Origin of the sequence: Sphingopyxis sp. (assembly GCF_035944815.1) — a bacterium.
Taxonomy (GTDB): Bacteria; Pseudomonadota; Alphaproteobacteria; order Sphingomonadales; family Sphingomonadaceae; genus Sphingopyxis.
On record NZ_DASZAU010000012.1, the window covers coordinates 113,769 to 131,204 of the forward strand.

Below are 17,436 nucleotides of genomic sequence, written 5' to 3' on the forward strand. Positions count from 1 at the left end.
TCATCGGCCACTATCGCGCCCGGAAATCGCGTGGCGCGACGAGCGACAAGGTCGCGTCGGTGACCCCGGCGACCATTCCGAGCCGCGAAACGCAGTCGGGGCCGAGCGCAAAGCTGCGGCCGAGTTCGACCCGGACATCCTCGTCGGTCAGCGGGTCACGGGTCGCGATGACGACCTTCCCGCGTGCATCGTCGCTCTTTTGAAGCAGGCGCGCGATTTCCGGCAGCGCTTCGGGCATCTCGACCCGGCAGGTCAGCTGTAAGGCGGCCGTCGCCGCAATGTCGACCAGCGACTGCGCGCCGCGCACCGTGACGCGCGGCGTTTCCTCGCCTTCGAGCAGGTCGAGTTCGACCGACAGCATCGCACAGCCGCCATCGGCTGCGAGCGCCTCGAGCGTCTTGCCCGCCATCTCGTCGAAACAGCTCGACTGGAACTGCCCGCTGCGGTCCGACAAGGTCAGGTTGAGGAAACGGTTGCCGCGCTGCGACACGCGCGGCCGCGCGCTTTCGACCATCGCCGCCATCACCATCGGGATACGCGTTCCCGGCGTCATTTCGACATTGTCGCAGATGTCGCCATAGGAACGCGCGCCGCGCGCCGAAATGATCGCCTCATACTGCTCGACCGGATGCGACGAGAAATAAAAACCGAACGCATCCTTCTCGCGCGTCATGCGCTCGGCAAGCGTCCAGGGCTCGGCAGCGGGCAGCTGCAACGCCGGCGCGATCGCGATGTCGCCGCCGAACAGGCCGCCCTGCCCCGTCGAGCGTTCGTGCGCCGAACTGTTCGCGCAGGCGAGCAGGCTCTCTGCCCCCGCAAAGGCGCGCGGGCGGTCGGGTTCGATACAGTCGAACGCGCCCGCGCCCGCCAGTGCCTCGATCTGGCGCCGGTTGAGCAGCTTGGGATCGATGCGGCTCGCAAAATCGTCGAGCGAGGCGAAATCGCCCTTGGCGCGCTCGGCGACGAGCGCTTCCATCGCCTTCTCACCGACGCCCTTCAACGCGCCGAGCGCGTAGCGGACGGTCAGTCCGTCGTCGCCGCGCCCGACCGAGAAATCGGCTTCGCTGTCGTTGACCGACGGCGGCGCGATGCCGACGTCGAGCCGGCGCATATCGTCGATGAAGATCGACAATTTGTCGGTCTGGTGGCTGTCGAACGACATCGATGCCGCAAAAAATTCGTGCGGATAATGCGCCTTCAGCCAGGCCGTCTGGTACGACAGCAACGCATAGGCCGCGGCATGGCTCTTGTTGAAACCATAGCCCGCGAACTTGTCGATCAAGTCGAACAGCTCGTTCGCCGCCTTAGGCGCGATCTCGTTATGCTCGCCGCAGCCCTTCACAAAGGTCTCGCGCTGCGCGTCCATCTCCGCCTGAACCTTCTTGCCCATCGCGCGGCGCAAAAGGTCGGCGCCGCCAAGGCTGTAGCCGGCGAGAATTTGCGCCGCCTGCATCACCTGTTCCTGATAGACGAAGATGCCGTAGGTTTCGGCGAGGATGCCTTCGAGCAGCGGGTGCGGATAGGCGATCGCCTCGCGCCCGTTCTTGCGGGCGCCGAACAGCGGGATATTGTCCATCGGTCCCGGGCGATAGAGCGCGACGAGCGCGATGATGTCGCCGAAATTGGTCGGCTTCACCGCCGACAGCGTGCGCCGCATGCCTTCGGATTCCAGCTGGAACACCCCGACGGTCTCGCCGCGCTGGAGCAGCGCATAGACTTCCTCGTCGTCCCACGCGAGCGCGTCGAGATCGACATCGACCCCGCGCAGCGCGAGCAGGCGCTTCGCCTCCTTCAGCACCGACAGCGTCTTGAGGCCCAGGAAGTCGAACTTCACCAGCCCCGCGGTCTCGACATATTTCATGTCGAACTGCGTCACCGGCATGTCCGAGCGCGGATCGCGATAGAGCGGGACGAGCTGGTCGAGCGGGCGGTCGCCGATCACCACGCCCGCGGCATGGGTCGAGCTGTGCCGCGGCAGGCCCTCCAGCTGGCGCGCCATGTCGAACAGGCGCCGCACCCCGTCGTCCTGCTTATATTCGGTCATCAGCTCGGCGACGCCGTTCAGCGCGCGTTCGAGCGTCCACGGGTCGGTCGGATGGTTCGGCACCAGCTTCGCCAGCCGGTCGACCTGCCCATAGCTCATCTGGAGCACGCGGCCGGTGTCCTTCAGCACCGCGCGCGCCTTCAGCTTACCGAAGGTGATGATCTGCGCGACGGTATCGCGGCCGTATTTCTCCTGCACATAGCGGATCACTTCGCCGCGCCGCGTTTCGCAGAAGTCGATGTCGAAGTCGGGCATCGACACGCGTTCGGGGTTGAGGAAGCGTTCGAAGAGCAGGCCGAGCTTGAGCGGATCGAGGTCGGTGATCGTCAGCGCCCAGGCGACGACGCTGCCAGCGCCCGAACCGCGCCCCGGCCCCACGGGAATATCGTGCGCCTTCGCCCATTTGATGAAGTCGGCAACGATCAGGAAGTAGCCGGGAAAACCCATTTGCGTGATGACGTCGACCTCGAAGTCGAGCCGCGTGACATAGGCTTCGCGTTCTTCGGCCGTAATCTCGGGATAATGCGCGAGCCGCGCCGCCAGCCCGGCATGCGCGTCGGCCTTGAGCTGCGCAGCCTCGCCCTCACGGTCACCGGCAAGGCTCGGCAGGATCGGCTTGCGCTTCGGCGCCATGAACGCGCAGCGCTGCGCGATGACGAGCGTGTTGTGGATCGCCTCGGGCAGGTCGCTGAACGCATCCTCCATCGCCTCGGCGGGCTTCAGCCATGCCTCGGGGCTCGACACGCGCCGGTCCTCGCTCTCGACATAGGCCGATTGCGCGATGCACAGCATCGCATCGTGCGCGGGGTGGAATTGCGGCTCGACGAAATTCGCCGGGTTCGTCGCAACGATCGGCAGCGCGCGCGCATAGGCAAGGTCGATCAGCGCCGCCTCGGCCGCGATTTCGACCTCGTCGCCGCGCCGCGACAGTTCGATATAGAGCCGCCCGCCGAACAGCGCCTCCAATTGCTCGACATAATCGTCGGCCGCCGTCTTCTGCTCGCCCGCCAGCAGCCGCGCCAGCGCGCCCTCGCCGCCGCCGGTCAAGCAAATCAGGCCGTCGGTCTTGCCGGCGATATCGGAGAGCGTGACATGCGGGTCCTGCTCGACCGGGCGCCCTAGGTGCGCCGCCGACACGAGCGCGCAGAGATTGTCGTACCCCGTGTCGTCCTGCGCGTAGAGCGCGAGCCAGTCGATCTGCGGCGCGCCGTTCGCCAGCCGTTGTCCGGGCCGCGCGACGCTCAGCAGCGCGCCGACGATCGGCTGCACGCCCGCTGCCTTGCACGCATCGCCGAAGGCCATGACGCCATAAAGGCCGTTGCGATCGGCAACCGCGATTGCCGGAAACCCGCGATCGCGCGCGGCTTTCGCAATCGCCTTGGGCTCGATCGCCCCCTCCAGCATGGTGAAACTGGAAAAGACGCGCAGGGGAACGAAGGGGCTGTAGGCCATCGGATGACGCTACAGTGACAGCAGTGATTCTGCCAAGGCTTAACCCAGCAGTTCCTCGATCTCTTTGCGCAATTGCTCGGGCTTGGTCGTCGGCGCGTGGCGCGAGACGGTCTTGCCGTTGCGATCGACGAGGAATTTGGTGAAATTCCATTTGATACCGCTGCCGAGCAGTCCGGTCTTTTCCTTCTTCAGATGTTTGAAAATCGGATCGGCGTCATCGCCGTTGACGTCGATCTTCGCCATCAGCGGAAAGGACACGTCATAGGTCAGCGAACAGAAATTCTTGATTTCTTCCGCGTCGCCCGGCTCCTGCGCGCCGAACTGGTTGCACGGGAAGGCAAGGATCTCGAGCCCGCGATCCTTATAATCGCGGTACAATTCCTCAAGCCCCTCATATTGCGGGGTAAAGCCGCATTTCGACGCGGTGTTCACGATCAGCAGCACCTTGCCCTTGTAATCCGCGAGCGACTGCGCGCCGCCGCCCGGCAGCTTTGCCGAAAGATCATAGAGTCCCATCTTGCTCTCCCCTGATGTCGACCATCGATACTTCGTCCTCGATACGCCCCTCGTGCAGGCGCAGCACGCGGTCCATCCGCGCTGCAAGCCGCTCGTTATGCGTCGCGACGAGCGCCGCCGAACCATGATCGCGGACCAGCTTCACGAACTGGTCGAACACCCGGTCCGCCGTCGCCTCGTCCAGATTGCCCGTCGGCTCGTCGGCGAGCACGAGCAAGGGCCGGTTCGCCAGCGCGCGCGCCACCGCGACGCGCTGCTGCTCGCCACCCGACAGCTTGCTCGGCTTGTGATGCAGCCGTTCGCCGAGCCCCAGCCGCCCGAGCAGGTCGGCGGCGCGCTCTTCGGCTTCGGCCTGCGTCGCACCGCGGATCAACTGGGGCAGAACGACATTCTCGATCGCGTTGAAATCGGGCAGCAGATGGTGGAACTGGTAGACGAAGCCGATCTTCTCGCGCCGCGTCTTCGTCCGCTCGCCCTGCTCGAAGCGCGTGACATCCTCGCCGTCGATCCGGATCGTGCCGTCGAAGCCGCCTTCGAGCAGGCCGACCGCCTGCAGCATCGTCGACTTGCCCGATCCCGACGGCCCGAGCAGCGCGACGATCTCGCCGCGCTTCAGATGCGCGTCGACGCCGCGCAGCACGTCGATCGTGACCTCGCCCTGCGTGAAGCTGCGCTTCAGCGCCTTCAGTTCAAGGATGATGTCACTCATAACGCAGCACCTGCACGGGGTCGGTATTCGCGGCCTTGAACGCCGGATAGAGCGTCGCGAGGAAGCTGAAAACGATCGCCATCAGCGCGATGACGGTGATTTCGACCGGGTCGGGCTTCGACGGCAATTCGGTCAGGAAGCGGATCGAGGGGTCCCACAGCGGCTGGCCGGTGAGGAACTCGACCCCGCGCAGCACGCCGGCGCGGAAATAGAGCAGGCCGAAACCGAAGATCATGCCGACAATCGTTCCCGCGATCCCGATCGACAGGCCGATCGCCATGAAGATGCGCATCACCGAATCGCGCGGCGCGCCCATCGTGCGCAGGATCGCCATGTCGCGCGTCTTCGCGCGCACGAGCATGATCAGCGACGAAATGATGTTGAACGAGGCGACAAGAATGATCAGCGACAGGATCACGAACATCGCGACGCGCTCGACCGACAATGCCTCGAACAGGCTCGCGTTCATCGACCGCCAGTCGGATATCACCGCCTGCGCCGCGAGTTTTTCGGCGAGCGGCTGCAGGATTTCGCCGACCTTGTCGGGGTTGGTCGTCTTGATCTCGATCATCCCGACCTGGTCGCCGGTGAGCAGCAGCAATTGCGCATCCTCCATCGGCATCACGACATAGGCCTTGTCGAAATCATAGACGCCGATCTCGAAAATCGCCGAAATGCGATAGCTGATCTCGCGCGGCACCGTCCCGAACGGTGTCGAGCGGCCCGCGGGATTGATGATCGTCAGGTTCGATCCGACCGTCGCACCGAGGTTCCGCGCCAACTCGCTGCCGATCGCGACATTGCCCGACCCCGGCGTCAGGCTGGTCAGGCTGCCCTGCAACACCTTGCCGTTCAGCGTCTCATTCTTGCGGATGTCGGAAACCAGCATGCCGCGCACCAAAATGCCCTCGACCCGGCCCGAATAGGTGCCGAGCAAGGGCTGCTCGATCAGCGGCGTCGCCGAAACCACCCCCGGCGTGGCTTTCGCCCGTTTCAGCACATCCTGCCAGTCGTCGAGCCGCCCGCCAAAGCCCTGCACCACCGCATGGCCGTTGAGCCCGACGATCTTGTCGAACAGGTCGCTGCGCACCCCGTTCATCACGCTCATCACGATCACCAGCGCCGCGACGCCGAGCATGACCGCGGTAAAGCTGAACGCCGCCGCGACGAAGATGAAACCCTCGCCGCGCTGCGGAAGCATATAGCGTTTGAAGATGGTGCGCTCGTAAGGACGCAGGATCATGGGGCGGTCGGCCTTTGCGGCGCATGAGGAATGTCACGCATTGCGCCGCTTTACGCAGCCCCGACGACACTGGCAATGGGCTCGAACCCGCGCGATGGCATGACGTCAAACTGCGAATGATTCGCAAAATATGTTGCTCTTTGGTCACAGCGCCCGGCAAAAGCAGGCTGGATTGCCCGTCAGAGGGTGACAAAGCCCCCCCGTCGACCTACCCCCATGGCTTCTGGTTCAACGCGGCCCAAAGGCCCGGCTCCAGGGAGTGCAGGCCTTTCGCCAGGCCTGCAACAAGGGGGATGGCGAGTGTTCGTCACAGGCGCCCGGGTCTTGGAAACGAGGCCCGGGCGTTGTGATTCCGGGCTTTGCGCAATTCGATGTCGGCTTTGAGGGGGTTAGCGCGCGTCCGGCGACACGCATTCCATGCAGTCGCCCCATTGCCGGCTTTTGGGCGGACGCGTTTGAAATCGCCCCTTCCGCCGCGATTCTTCGACGAGACGATCGAGCGCTTCCCCCATGGTGACGCTGCCCCCCCAGAACTCGACCGACCATTTGTTGGCGATCGGTGCGCCGCTATCGGTCACGGCAGGCACAAGCACGAGCCGCTCAAAAGACTGGCCCACACTATATGTCGGTGGTTCGGGACATGGCGGGGGCTGCCAATTGGGGTTGCGCTTTTCGTCGCGTCGCTTTCTCGCCTGTTCGAAAAACGACGGCGAGCGATAGATCAGAAAATCTCTCGCCCTCCCTTCGCCGACGAATATCCGATCGGCGCGGATAATCTCGGGCTGGTTCTTGTCGGCGTCGAATGGCTGAACGACACGCCCGCTGATCAGCATCCCACCGTCCGAAACCTTGGCTATCGTTTCGGCGACGGGCGGTCCCCCCAATAGGCAGGCCTGGGCCGGCATGGACAACGCAGCGGCGGCGACCAGGATGGCGAGACGCCTCGCCATCGAGAAGAGCTTTCGGGGTGTTTGCATCATCGCCCGGAACCTCGATCTCCGCAATTGGCCGTAACCGGCCGCCGTCTAGCCTACCCCTCGCTCTCGCTGATATCCTCGAGCATCTCGGCGTCGAGCACGCGCACGCGCCCCTGTTCGAGCGAGATCACGCCCGATTCCTCCCAGCTCCTGAGCTGGCGGTTGATATGTTCGCGGCTCATGCCCGCGAAATTGCCGAGTTCGGTCTGGCTGAGTTCGACGCGGTGCGACGCCTCGACATCCTTCTGGATCAGCCGCTTGAGGTAGCGCGCGAGCCGCGGCCCCGACGCATAGGCGCGGTCGCTTTCAATCGTCTGGTCGGCGGTGCGCAGCCGCCGTGCGAGCTGTTGCATCAGCGACCAGGCGAATTCTGGATGGCTTGCGGCGAAATCCTTGAGCGCATTGCGGCCGAGCTGGAGCGCGCTGCCGGCGCTCGTCGCCGTCACCGATGCGGTGCGCTCGCCGCCATCGAGCAACGCGATCTCGCCCAGCACCGCGCCGGGTTCGGCATAGGCCAGCACGATCTCGCGCCCACCGGCGGTCAACATCGACACGCGCGCCGTGCCTTCGGTCAGGATCAGCATCATGTCGCCCGGATCGCCCTGAACGAGCAGTTCCTTGCCCTTGGCGAAATTGACCTGCACCGCGCGACGCGCGATTTCGGCCCAATCCTCGACCGAAAGGCCGGAAAAGATACTGTCGGGGCCCTGCAACTCGGCGAGCTTTGCATGATCCATTGCCCGTAAACCCCTTTGCCCTGTTTCCCCGGCGTCAGACAAGCCGGCTTTGTTTCACCGCCGCTTCGATGAAGCCCGCGAACAAGGGATGCGGGTCGAACGGCTTCGATTTGAGTTCCGGATGGAACTGCACCCCGATAAACCACGGATGGTCCGGGCGCTCAACGATTTCCGGCAACATGCCGTCGGGCGACATGCCCGAAAAGACGAGACCACCCTTTTCGAGTTGCTCGCGATAGGCGTTGTTGACCTCGTAACGGTGGCGGTGGCGCTCGCTGATGTCGTTGGCGCCATAGACGCTCGCGACATGGCTGTTCGGCGACAGTTTCGCCTCATAGGCACCCAGCCGCATCGTGCCGCCGAGGTCTGTGTCGGCGCCGCGCTTCTGCAGGCCTTCGTCGCTCATCCACTCGGTTATCATGCCGACGACGGGTTCGTCGGTCGGGCCGAATTCGGTGCTCGAAGCCTCGGCGATCCCGCTCGTGTTCCGCGCGCCCTCGATGCACGCCATCTGCATGCCGAGGCAGATGCCGAAAAAGGGAACGTTGCGCTCGCGCGCAAAACGCACGCTCGAAATCTTGCCCTCGGATCCGCGCTCGCCGAACCCGCCGGGAACGAGGATGCCGTGCATCGGTTCCAGATTGGCGGCCAGATCCTCGTCGCGCTCGAACATTTCGGCGTCGAGCCAGCGGATATTGACCTTCACCCGGTGCGCCATGCCGCCGTGGACCAGCGCTTCGTTGAGCGACTTATACGCGTCGGGCAGCGACACATATTTGCCGACGACGCCGATCGTGACCTCGCCTTCGGGGTGCTGCTTGCGGTCCATGATGTCGTACCAGCGCGACAGGTCGGGCGCCGGCGCGTCATGGATACCGAAGGCATGCAGCACTTCGGCGTCGAGCCCTTCGCCATGATATTGGACGGGAACCGAATAGATGCTGTCGGCGTCGAGCGCCGGGATCACGGCTTCCTTGCGGACGTTGCAGAATTGCGCGATTTTCGCGCGTTCATTCTCGGGCAGCGGCTTTTCGCAGCGGCAGAGCAGGATGTCGGGCTGGACGCCCAAGGACGCGAGTTCGCGCACGCTGTGCTGCGTCGGCTTGGTCTTGAGCTCGCCCGCGGCGGCGATGTACGGCACCAGCGTGACATGGACCGAGATCGCATTTTCGCGGCCGACCTCGTTCTTGAGCTGGCGGATCGCCTCGATGAACGGCAGCGATTCGATATCGCCGACGGTCCCGCCGATTTCGCACAGCACGAAATCGAGGTCGTCGGTTTCGGCGCGCGCGAATTCCTTGATCGCGTCGGTGACGTGCGGGACCACCTGCACCGTCGCGCCCAGATAGTCGCCGCGGCGCTCCTTGGCGATGATGCCCTGATAGATGCGGCCCGACGTGACATTGTCGCTCTGCCGCGCCGCAACGCCCGTAAAGCGTTCATAATGGCCAAGGTCGAGGTCGGTTTCGGCCCCGTCGTCGGTCACATAGACCTCGCCGTGCTGATAGGGCGACATCGTGCCCGGATCGACGTTCAGATAAGGATCGAATTTCCGGATACGGACACGATAGCCACGCGCCTGCAACAAGGCTGCGAGGCTAGCCGCCATCAAACCCTTGCCAAGCGAGGAGACCACGCCGCCGGTGATAAAAATGAACCGCGCCATGGGAGGAAAGACTTACTCAACGGGAGGGGGACGGCGCAAGCCGTCGAATCGCATCCGGCGGAAATATTTTCCGCCGGGCGGGCTCGGGGTGGAGGCCGAAGCCGCCGGTTATTTCTTGGCGGAGGGCGCCGGTGCGGGAGCCGGAGCGGCTTCCGTGCTTGCCGCAGCGGCGGCAGCGGCCGCCAGCGGATCGTCGCCCGCCGGAGCGGCGGGCGTGGCGCCTGCCGGCGCCTGCGCGGGCTGCGCCGGGCCGGTCAGCGACGATGTCGGGGCTGCGCCGCTGGTCTGCGCCGCCTTCGACAGCGAGGTGTCGATCGTCGAACCGCTGCGGCCGACCGAAGCCATCGCCGCGAGCAGGATCGACAGCGCGACAAAGGCCGTCGCAAGGATCGTCGTTGCCCGGGTCATGAAATCCGCCGCGCCGCGCGCCGAGAGCAGGCCTGCGGGGCTGCCGCCGACGCCCAGGCCGCCACCTTCCGACTTCTGCATCAAAATGACGCCGATCATCACCGCGGCGACGAGCGCCTGCAGGACGAGTATGAAGGTGAAGAGGTTGGACATCATATTTTCCCGAACTTGCGCGACCTCAAACGTATCGCGCCCGCGGCGCACATAGAGACGAAGCGGCGCCGCTTCAACCCATAGGATCAGGCGCCGGGAATCAGCCGAGCGTCGCCGCGGCTTCGACGATCGGCAGGAACTTCGCCGCCGTCAGGCTCGCCCCCCCCACCAGCGCGCCGTCGACGTCGCCCGCGCCGAGCAGTTCGGCGGCATTGTCGCCGTTGACCGAGCCACCATAGAGGATGCGCATTTCGTCCGCCGCCGCGCCGAAGCGGTCGGCAAGCGCGCCGCGGATCGCGCCGTGCATCGCGGCGACATCGTCCAGCGTCGGCACCAGCCCGGTCCCGATCGCCCAGATCGGCTCATAGGCGATCGCCAGCCGCTGCGGATCGAAAGTCTCGGGGACCGATCCCGCGATCTGCAACAGCACATATTCGATCGCGCCGTCCGATTCGCGCACCGCCAGCGGCTCGCCGACGCAGAGGATAACCGACAATCCCGCAGCAAGCGCGGCTTCGCCCTTCGCGCGCACATCGTCGTCGCTCTCATCGAAACCCTCGCGCCGTTCGCTGTGCCCGACGATGACGACGCTCGCACCGGCATCGACCAGCATCGGCGCCGATACCGACCCGGTGAAGGCGCCCGACGCGGCGGGGTGGCAGTCCTGACCGCCGACCGTGCCTTTCACTCTCCGTGCAACCGCCGCCATCGCGCCGATCACCGTGAACGATGGGCACAGCGCCACATCGACGGCGCTGTGCGCTTGCGCTGCAACGAAAATGGCCTCGGCCTCGGCAATCGCGCCGTGCAGCCCGTTCATCTTCCAGTTGCCCACCACATATTTGCGCCGTGCCATTGCCCCGTCTCTCCCGCTGTCTGAACCGATGCCCGTGCCCTAGCGGCGAGCGGGGGCGATAGGCAAGCGGCGGCATCGCACGACCGAAAGCCCCTTTCCCGCCTTGATGCTATCCCTTCACGTCTCTAAAGCAACGCGCAATCGCGCATCCTCGCGCCCTGCCGAAAGAACGCCCGTTTCATGATTACCGCTATCCGCGCCATGTTTTCCTCGACGATCGGGAAGTTTCTCGCCCTCGCCTTCGTCGTCCTCGTCGGGCTTGCCTTCGCGCTCGGCGACGTGACCGGAAACTCGACCTTCGGCGGCATCGGCGGCGCCAATGTCGCCAAGGTCGGCAGCGAGGAAATCGGCCTTGGCGAGCTGCGCGACCGCGTCGATCAGGCGTATCGCCAGCTCCAGCGCGAACAGCCGGGGCTGACCAAGGCCGCATTCATCGAATCGGGCGGCCTCGACCAGGTCCTCGACCAGCTTGTCGAGGGCCTCGCCTTCGAACAATTCGCCAGCCAGATGGGTTTCAGCGTCAGCAAGCGCCTCGTCGATGGTCGTATCGCCGATCTGCCCGCCTTTGCCGGCGTCGCCGGCACCTTCGACCAGAAGGTGTTCGAGAATTTCCTGCGCCAGAACGGCATCACCGAAACGCAGCTCCGCCGCGACCTGCGCCAGCAGCTGCTGCTCGAACAGCTCGCCGCGCCGATCGCCGCGATGCCGCGCATCGGCTCGGGTATGGCGCAGCCCTATGCCGCGCTGCTGCTCGAACAGCGCCGCGGTCAGGCGACCTTCATCCCCGCCAGCCCCTTTGCGCCGACCGCCGATCCGGGCGACGCCGCGCTCCAGAAGTTCCTGTCGCAGAACAAGGCCAGGTTCACCGTGCCCGAACGCCGCACGCTCCAGTACGCGCAGTTCGATCGCGCCGCCGTGCCGGTTCCCGCCGTTACCGACGCCGAAATCGCAAAGGTCTACAAGGATAATGCCGCGCAGTTCGCCGCCAGCGAAACGCGCCGCTTCGCGCAGGTGATCGTCCCTGATCAGGCGGCGGCAAACGCCCTCGCCGCCAAGGTGCGCGGCGGGACGTCGCTTGCCGCCGCGGCGCAGGCCGCGGGCCTTTCGGCCTCGACCACCGGCGACCTCACGCAGTCGGCCTATGCCGCCACCAGCAGCGCCGCCGCCGCCAAGACCGCGTTCGCCGCGAAGCGCGGCGACGTCGTCGGCCCCTTGCAGACCGGGCTCGGCTGGACCGTCGCGCGCGTCGAGGACGTGACCGCGAAACCCGCACGCAGCCTCGCCGACGCCACCCCCGAAATCCGCACCGAACTCGCCAAGAACAAGGCCAACGAAGCGATCGTCGATTATTACAACAGCATCCAGGACGCCGTGAACGGCGGCGCGTCGATCGAGGAAATCGCCGCCGACCGCAAGTTGCAGCTGCTCGCAACCCCCGCGATCCTGCCGAGCGGCCGTGCGCCGGGCCAGCCCGCTTTCGCGATGGCACCCGAACTCGCGCCGCTCGTCGCGCAGGCATTCCAGGCGGCGGGCGAAGGCGAAAGCCATCTCGCGACGCTCGTCGAGAACGAAAAATTCGCCGTCTATGCGGTGAAGTCGATCACCGAAGCCGCGCCGCCGCCCTTCGCGCAGATCCGCGGCGACCTGCTCAGCGAATGGCGTTTTGCCGAGGGGCAGAAGGTCGCGCGCGACAAGGCGCGCGCCATCTCGAAGGCGGTCGAGGGCGGCAAGAGCCTTGCCGATGCCGTCGCCGCCGCCGGCCCGAACATCGGCAGCGTGCAGGCGATCGGCGGCCGCCGCGCCGAACTCGGCGCCAACGGCCAGCCGGTCCCGCCCGAACTCGCGCTCCTCTTCTCGATGGCGCAGGGCAGCGTGAAGACGCTCGAAATCCCGGGCAACCGCGGCTGGATGGTGATCGCGCTCAACGAAGTGCAGCGCCCCGACCCCAAATCGATCGAACCCGCGCGCGTCGCCGCGATCGCCCAGCCGCTCGCTCCCGCCTTCGGCCGCGAATTGATCGAGCAGCTCGGCGCCGAAGCGAAGCGCCGCGTCGGCGTGACGATCAACAAAAAGCTCGTCGACCAGCTCCGCGCCGAACTCACCGGCAACGCGCCGGTCGCCGAATAAACGCCGCGTGAGCCTCGAGGGCAAAGCCGCCGCGCTCGAAGCGCTGGCCGGGGGCCGCGGCGCGGTCGTCTGGCAGCGGCTGATCGCCGATATCGAAACCCCGGTGTCGGCGGCGCTCAAGCTGATCGAACCGGGACGCGGCGACTGGGTACTCGAATCGGTCGAAAGCGGCGAGACACGCGGCCGTTACAGCCTGATCGGGCTCGACCCCGACCTGCTCTTCGAAGTCACCGGCAACGCGGCGCGCATCAACCGCGACTGGCGCCGCGACCGCGAGGCATTCCAGCCGCTCGAAGCCGGCGCCTTGCAGGCGCTCCGCGATCTCGTCGCCGAATGCCGCTTCGACGTGCCCGACGGCTTGCCCAAGGCACTTGCAACGCTCGTCGGCTTCTTCGCCTATGAAACCATCGGCCTCGTCGAACGCATCCCGCGCGCGCCGGGCGCCGGGCTCGGCCTGCCCGACATGATTTTCGTCCGCCCCACGACGATCCTCGTCTTCGACCGTCTCGCCGACGAACTCTTCCTCATCGCGCCGATCTGGCCCGATGCGAGCGGCGCCATCGACCGGATGATCGAGGCGGCGCAGGACCGGCTCGACACCATCGCCGCACGCCTGTCGAGCGTCAGCGCGCACGCAGATCGCGCCGCGACCGACGCGCCCGCCGATATCGTGCCCATTCCGGCGACGACGCCCGACGATTTCGCCGCGATGGTGGCGACCGCAAAGGACTATATCGCCGCGGGCGACATTTTTCAGGTCGTGCTGTCGCAGCGTTTCTCGACGTCGTTCGACCTGCCGCCCTTCGACCTCTATCGCGCGCTCCGCCGCGTGAACCCCTCGCCCTTCCTCTATTTCCTCGACCTGCCCGGCTTCGCGCTGATCGGCTCGTCGCCCGAAATCCTTGTCCGGGTGCGCGATGGCGAGATCACGATCCGTCCGATCGCCGGGACCCGCCCGCGCGGGCGAACGAGTGCCGAGGATGTCGAGAACCGCGACAGCCTGCTCGCCGATCCCAAGGAACGCGCCGAACATCTGATGCTGCTCGACCTCGGCCGCAACGATGTCGGCCGTGCGGCGATTGGCGGAACGGTGACCGTCACCGACAGCTATACCGTCGAATATTACAGCCATGTGATGCACATCGTCTCGAACGTCATCGGCCGCATCGCGCCCGGCAAGGACGCGATCGACGCGCTGTTCGCGGGCTTTCCCGCGGGGACGGTCAGCGGCGCCCCGAAAGTGCGCGCGTGCCAGATCATCGCCGAACTCGAAGCCGATGCGCGCGGGCCCTATGCGGGCGGCGTCGGCTATTTCGCTCCCGACGGCAATATGGACAGTTGCATCGTGCTCCGCACCGCGATCGTCAAGGACAGCGAAATGCACGTCCAGGCCGGCGCCGGCATCGTCGCCGACAGCAATCCCGCCTATGAACAGCGCGAGTGCGAAGCCAAGGCCGGCGCGCTCTTCGCCGCCGCACGCGAAGCGGTGCGACTGGCGGGCACGCCGGGCTACGGGCAGTAGCGGGACGTCAGCCTCGCGCCGGCATCACCGTCCGGGCGCCGCACGGGCTTCACCCATAGAGCCTCCGAAAGCCCAGCGTCATGATCGAACGCTCCAGCGGCCGAAGGGCCTTCGCCGCCCGCGTCAACTGATCGATGGTCAGGCCCACCACCAGGCATCTTTCGATCCAGACCTTTTCCTTCTCGGCAAGATGCGTGATCCCGTGGACTTTGTGGTTCTTTATGTTGCGATCCACCGTCTGCCCAATGCCGCACCACAGGCCCGACAAATCGGGCACGATAAAATCACTCGCCTTCGTGCCGCGCCGAACCGCTTCCTCATAGGGCCGCGTCTCTTCGATCGCGCGCAGTATCGCGCGCATCGCACTAGCGTCGCCGAACGGCATCGACGCCGGCAAACCGATCCGCCACTCGATATAGAGCTTGATCCGTTCCTGAAATTCCATCTTTCCCTTGCCTGCCCTGACGCGATAGATATTCCCAACGCCGGTGCAAGGCGCTAACGCCCCCACCATGATCCTCGTCATCGACAATTATGACAGCTTCACCTTCAACCTCGTTCATTATCTGATCGAGCTCGGGGTCGATGTCCGCGTCGAGCGTAACGACGCGCTCACCGCCGCCGACGCGCTCGCGACCGGCGCCGATGCGATCCTCATCTCGCCCGGCCCCTGCACGCCGAACGAAGCGGGCATCAGCCTCGACCTCGTCGCCGCCTGCGCGGAAACGCGCCGTCCCTTGCTCGGCGTGTGCCTCGGGCATCAGGCGATCGGCCAGCATTTCGGCGGCACCGTCCAGCGCGGCCATCTGATGCACGGCAAGACCTCGCCCGTCTGCCACGACAACAGCGGCCTCTACGCCGGCCTGCCGTCGCCGTTCCAGGCAACGCGCTACCACAGCCTCGAGGTGGTCGACATTCCCGAAGGCCTCGTCATCAACGCGACCAGCGACGACGGCGCCGTCATGGGCTTCCGCCATGTCGACCTGCCGATCCACGGCGTGCAGTTCCACCCCGAAAGCATCGCGACCGAACATGGCCATGCGATGCTCGCAAACTTCCTGAAAATCGCGGGGTTGCCGGTCGGCGAACGGAAGGCGGCATGAGCCGTTTCGGCCCGTTCCCCGACCCCACCGAACTGCTCGCCGACGACGAGGCGGCCGACGCGTTCGCGACGATGCTCGACGGCGGCGCCAGCGACGAACAGATCGCAGCCTTCCTCGCCGCGCTGTCCGATCGCGGCGAAACGATGGTCGAAATCGCCGCCGCGGCGCAGGCGATGCGCGACCGGCTGATCCCCATTGCCGCCCCCGCGGGCGCGATCGACGTCTGCGGCACCGGCGGCGACGGCCACCACACGCTCAACGTCTCGACCGCGGTATCGATCGTCGTCGCGGCGTGCGAGATTCCGGTCGCAAAGCACGGAAATCGTGCGGCTTCGTCCAAATCGGGGGCAGCCGACACGCTCGAAGTTCTCGGGCTCGATCTGGATCGCGCGTCACAGATGGCCGAGGCGCAGCTCGCCGACCTCGGCATCTGTTTCCTATTCGCCGCGCACCATCACCCGGCGATGAAGCGCATCATGCCGATCCGCAAGGCGCTCGGCCGCCGCACGATCTTCAACCTGATGGGGCCGCTCGCCAACCCCGCGCGCGTCACGCGCCAGCTGATCGGCATCGCGCGCCCCGCCTATGTCCCCGTCTATGCCGAAGCGCTGCACCGGCTCGGCACCGACCATTCGCGCGTCATCTCGGGCGACGAAGGGCTCGACGAACTGTCGCTCGCGGGCGGCAACGAAGTAGCGATCGTCACGCCCGAAGGCGTCCGCATGCAGCGCAGCGTGGCCGCCGACGCCGGCCTGGCGACGCGGCCGCTTGCCGAAATCCGTGGCGGCGACGCGGCTTATAACGCCAAGGCGCTGCGCGCGCTGCTGCAGGGCGAACCCGGCGCCTATCGCGACGCGGTGCTTTACAACGCCGCCGAAGCGCTCGTCGTCGCCGGCGCCGCCGGCACGCTGGTCGAAGGCGTCGAGGAAGCCGCCGAGGCGATCGACAAGGGCCTTGCCAACGCGCTGCTCAATTGCTGGATCGCCTATAAATGAACAAGCTCACCCAGATCCTCGCCACCAAGGCCGACGAGGTTGCCGCGCGCCGGACGATCCGCTCGCTGTCCGACCTCGATGCGATCGACGCCGGCCCGGCGCGCGGTTTCCACAAGGCGCTTCAGGCGAAGATCGACGCCGGCGGCTTTGCGCTGATCGCCGAAATCAAGAAAGCATCGCCTTCCAAGGGACTGATTAGAAACGATTTCAATCCCGCCGACCACGCCCGCGCCTACACCGCAGGCGGCGCGGCCTGCCTGTCGGTCCTCACCGACGCGCCCTATTTTCAGGGGCATGAGGATTATCTGGTCGCCGCACGCGCGGCGTGCCCGCTCCCCGCGCTCCGCAAGGATTTCATGGTCGATCCCTGGCAGGTCGCCGAAGCGCGCGCGATCGGCGCTGACGCGATCCTCATCATCGTCGCCGCGCTCGAAGACGGCGCGATGCGCGAGATCGAGGCCGCGGCGATCGAACGCGGCATGGACGTGCTCGTCGAGGTGCATGACGAGGCCGAACTCGACCGCGCGCTCACCCGGCTCCAGTCGCGCCTGATCGGCGTCAACAACCGCGACCTGCGCAGCTTCGAAACCGACCTAGGCGTCACCGAACGCCTCGCAAAGCTGGTCCCGCCGGGCACCTTGCTCGTCGGCGAAAGCGGCATCGCCACCCACGCCGACTGCCTGCGCCTGGCCGAAAGCGGCGTCAAAACCTTCCTCGTCGGCGAAAGCCTCATGCGCCAGCCCGACGTCACGGCGGCAACAAAAGCGCTGCTGGACGGCTGACAGCGGCTTTGGGGTGGAGAGCGGACGTTGAGCTACCCCACTTCGGTCATCCCGGGCCTTGACCCGGGACCCGCCTTTCTTCTGGCTGACGGTGAAAGGAAAGGCAGGCCCCGGGTCAAGCCCGGGGTGACGATGATGGAGAGGCA

Annotated in this window: 15 protein-coding genes; 5 read left to right on the forward strand and 10 right to left on the reverse strand. The window is 66.0% G+C overall.

Going from position 1 to position 17,436, the window contains the following annotated elements; translation table 11 throughout:
* Positions 1-10: 10 nt before the first annotated feature.
* The 9 genes from dnaE to tpiA all read right to left on the reverse strand — a co-directional run bounded on the left by dnaE (position 11) and on the right by tpiA (position 10,761).
* Positions 11-3,496, reverse strand: coding sequence for a DNA polymerase III subunit alpha (dnaE, locus tag VGU00_RS17225; RefSeq protein ID WP_327470727.1), 3,486 nt, complete (start codon positions 3,494-3,496; stop codon positions 11-13).
* A gap of 39 nt (positions 3,497-3,535) precedes the next feature.
* Positions 3,536-4,012 (reverse strand): glutathione peroxidase, encoded by a 477-nt coding sequence (locus VGU00_RS17230; RefSeq protein WP_327470729.1) that lies wholly within the window; start codon positions 4,010-4,012, stop codon positions 3,536-3,538.
* Positions 3,999-4,721, reverse strand: coding sequence for an ABC transporter ATP-binding protein (locus VGU00_RS17235; protein WP_327470731.1), 723 nt, complete (start codon positions 4,719-4,721; stop codon positions 3,999-4,001). Before VGU00_RS17235 ends, VGU00_RS17230 begins: the two co-directional genes overlap by 14 nt.
* Positions 4,714-5,964: a lipoprotein-releasing ABC transporter permease subunit gene (locus tag VGU00_RS17240; protein WP_327470733.1), complete on the reverse strand. Its 1,251-nt coding sequence runs from the start codon at positions 5,962-5,964 to the stop codon at positions 4,714-4,716. Before VGU00_RS17240 ends, VGU00_RS17235 begins: the two co-directional genes overlap by 8 nt.
* 389 nt (positions 5,965-6,353) lie before the next feature.
* Complete coding sequence (locus tag VGU00_RS17245; protein ID WP_327470735.1) at positions 6,354-6,944, reverse strand: hypothetical protein; 591 nt, start codon at positions 6,942-6,944, stop codon at positions 6,354-6,356.
* 50 nt (positions 6,945-6,994) lie between these two features.
* Positions 6,995-7,678 (reverse strand): Crp/Fnr family transcriptional regulator, encoded by a 684-nt coding sequence (locus VGU00_RS17250; protein WP_327470737.1) that lies wholly within the window; start codon positions 7,676-7,678, stop codon positions 6,995-6,997.
* 34 nt (positions 7,679-7,712) lie between these two features.
* Positions 7,713-9,344: a CTP synthase gene (locus VGU00_RS17255; RefSeq protein ID WP_327470739.1), complete on the reverse strand. Its 1,632-nt coding sequence runs from the start codon at positions 9,342-9,344 to the stop codon at positions 7,713-7,715.
* 108 nt (positions 9,345-9,452) lie between these two features.
* Positions 9,453-9,908, reverse strand: a complete 456-nt coding sequence (gene secG / locus VGU00_RS17260; RefSeq protein ID WP_327470740.1) for a preprotein translocase subunit SecG — start codon at positions 9,906-9,908, stop codon at positions 9,453-9,455.
* A 97-nt stretch (positions 9,909-10,005) separates the two neighbouring features.
* Positions 10,006-10,761, reverse strand: coding sequence for a triose-phosphate isomerase (gene tpiA, locus VGU00_RS17265; protein ID WP_327470742.1), 756 nt, complete (start codon positions 10,759-10,761; stop codon positions 10,006-10,008).
* A gap of 180 nt (positions 10,762-10,941) precedes the next feature.
* Here tpiA and VGU00_RS17270 point away from each other — a divergent pair, with 180 nt between their 5' ends.
* Positions 10,942-12,888, forward strand: coding sequence for a peptidylprolyl isomerase (locus VGU00_RS17270; protein WP_327470744.1), 1,947 nt, complete (start codon positions 10,942-10,944; stop codon positions 12,886-12,888).
* Positions 12,889-12,895: 7 nt separating this feature from the next.
* Positions 12,896-14,410 (forward strand): anthranilate synthase component I, encoded by a 1,515-nt coding sequence (gene trpE / locus VGU00_RS17275; RefSeq protein ID WP_327470746.1) that lies wholly within the window; start codon positions 12,896-12,898, stop codon positions 14,408-14,410.
* Between the two features lie 49 nt (positions 14,411-14,459).
* Here trpE and VGU00_RS17280 read toward each other — a convergent pair whose 3' ends face one another.
* Positions 14,460-14,855, reverse strand: a complete 396-nt coding sequence (locus VGU00_RS17280) for a hypothetical protein (RefSeq protein WP_327470748.1) — start codon at positions 14,853-14,855, stop codon at positions 14,460-14,462.
* Positions 14,856-14,922: 67 nt separating this feature from the next.
* On the opposite strand from VGU00_RS17280, the gene VGU00_RS17285 reads away from it, so the two are divergent.
* From VGU00_RS17285 to trpC, 3 genes are read left to right on the forward strand one after another with little or no spacing between them, the layout of a single operon-like run.
* Positions 14,923-15,513, forward strand: a complete 591-nt coding sequence (locus VGU00_RS17285; RefSeq protein ID WP_327470751.1) for an aminodeoxychorismate/anthranilate synthase component II — start codon at positions 14,923-14,925, stop codon at positions 15,511-15,513.
* Entirely contained in the window at positions 15,510-16,508 is a 999-nt protein-coding gene (trpD, locus tag VGU00_RS17290) for an anthranilate phosphoribosyltransferase (protein ID WP_327470752.1), read from the forward strand. Before VGU00_RS17285 ends, trpD begins: the two co-directional genes overlap by 4 nt.
* Positions 16,505-17,290 (forward strand): indole-3-glycerol phosphate synthase TrpC, encoded by a 786-nt coding sequence (trpC, locus tag VGU00_RS17295; protein WP_327470754.1) that lies wholly within the window; start codon positions 16,505-16,507, stop codon positions 17,288-17,290. The genes trpD and trpC overlap by 4 nt, the downstream gene beginning before the upstream one ends.
* Positions 17,291-17,436: the final 146 nt, after the last annotated feature.

Bases quoted from the DNA above. Each gene is read 5' to 3' on its own strand.
- VGU00_RS17270 (WP_327470744.1), top strand. From the start codon at position 10,942: ATGATTACCGCTATCCGCGCCATGTTTTCCTCGACGATCGGGAAGTTT.
- dnaE (WP_327470727.1), bottom strand. From the start codon at position 3,496: ATGGCCTACAGCCCCTTCGTTCCCCTGCGCGTCTTTTCCAGTTTCACC.
- VGU00_RS17285 (WP_327470751.1), top strand. From the start codon at position 14,923: ATGATCCTCGTCATCGACAATTATGACAGCTTCACCTTCAACCTCGTT.
- VGU00_RS17235 (WP_327470731.1), bottom strand. From the start codon at position 4,721: ATGAGTGACATCATCCTTGAACTGAAGGCGCTGAAGCGCAGCTTCACG.
- VGU00_RS17280 (WP_327470748.1), bottom strand. From the start codon at position 14,855: ATGGAATTTCAGGAACGGATCAAGCTCTATATCGAGTGGCGGATCGGT.
- VGU00_RS17255 (WP_327470739.1), bottom strand. From the start codon at position 9,344: ATGGCGCGGTTCATTTTTATCACCGGCGGCGTGGTCTCCTCGCTTGGC.
- tpiA (WP_327470742.1), bottom strand. From the start codon at position 10,761: ATGGCACGGCGCAAATATGTGGTGGGCAACTGGAAGATGAACGGGCTG.
- trpD (WP_327470752.1), top strand. From the start codon at position 15,510: ATGAGCCGTTTCGGCCCGTTCCCCGACCCCACCGAACTGCTCGCCGAC.
- secG (WP_327470740.1), bottom strand. From the start codon at position 9,908: ATGATGTCCAACCTCTTCACCTTCATACTCGTCCTGCAGGCGCTCGTC.
- VGU00_RS17240 (WP_327470733.1), bottom strand. From the start codon at position 5,964: ATGATCCTGCGTCCTTACGAGCGCACCATCTTCAAACGCTATATGCTT.
- trpC (WP_327470754.1), top strand. From the start codon at position 16,505: ATGAACAAGCTCACCCAGATCCTCGCCACCAAGGCCGACGAGGTTGCC.
- VGU00_RS17245 (WP_327470735.1), bottom strand. From the start codon at position 6,944: ATGATGCAAACACCCCGAAAGCTCTTCTCGATGGCGAGGCGTCTCGCC.
- VGU00_RS17250 (WP_327470737.1), bottom strand. From the start codon at position 7,678: ATGGATCATGCAAAGCTCGCCGAGTTGCAGGGCCCCGACAGTATCTTT.
- VGU00_RS17230 (WP_327470729.1), bottom strand. From the start codon at position 4,012: ATGGGACTCTATGATCTTTCGGCAAAGCTGCCGGGCGGCGGCGCGCAG.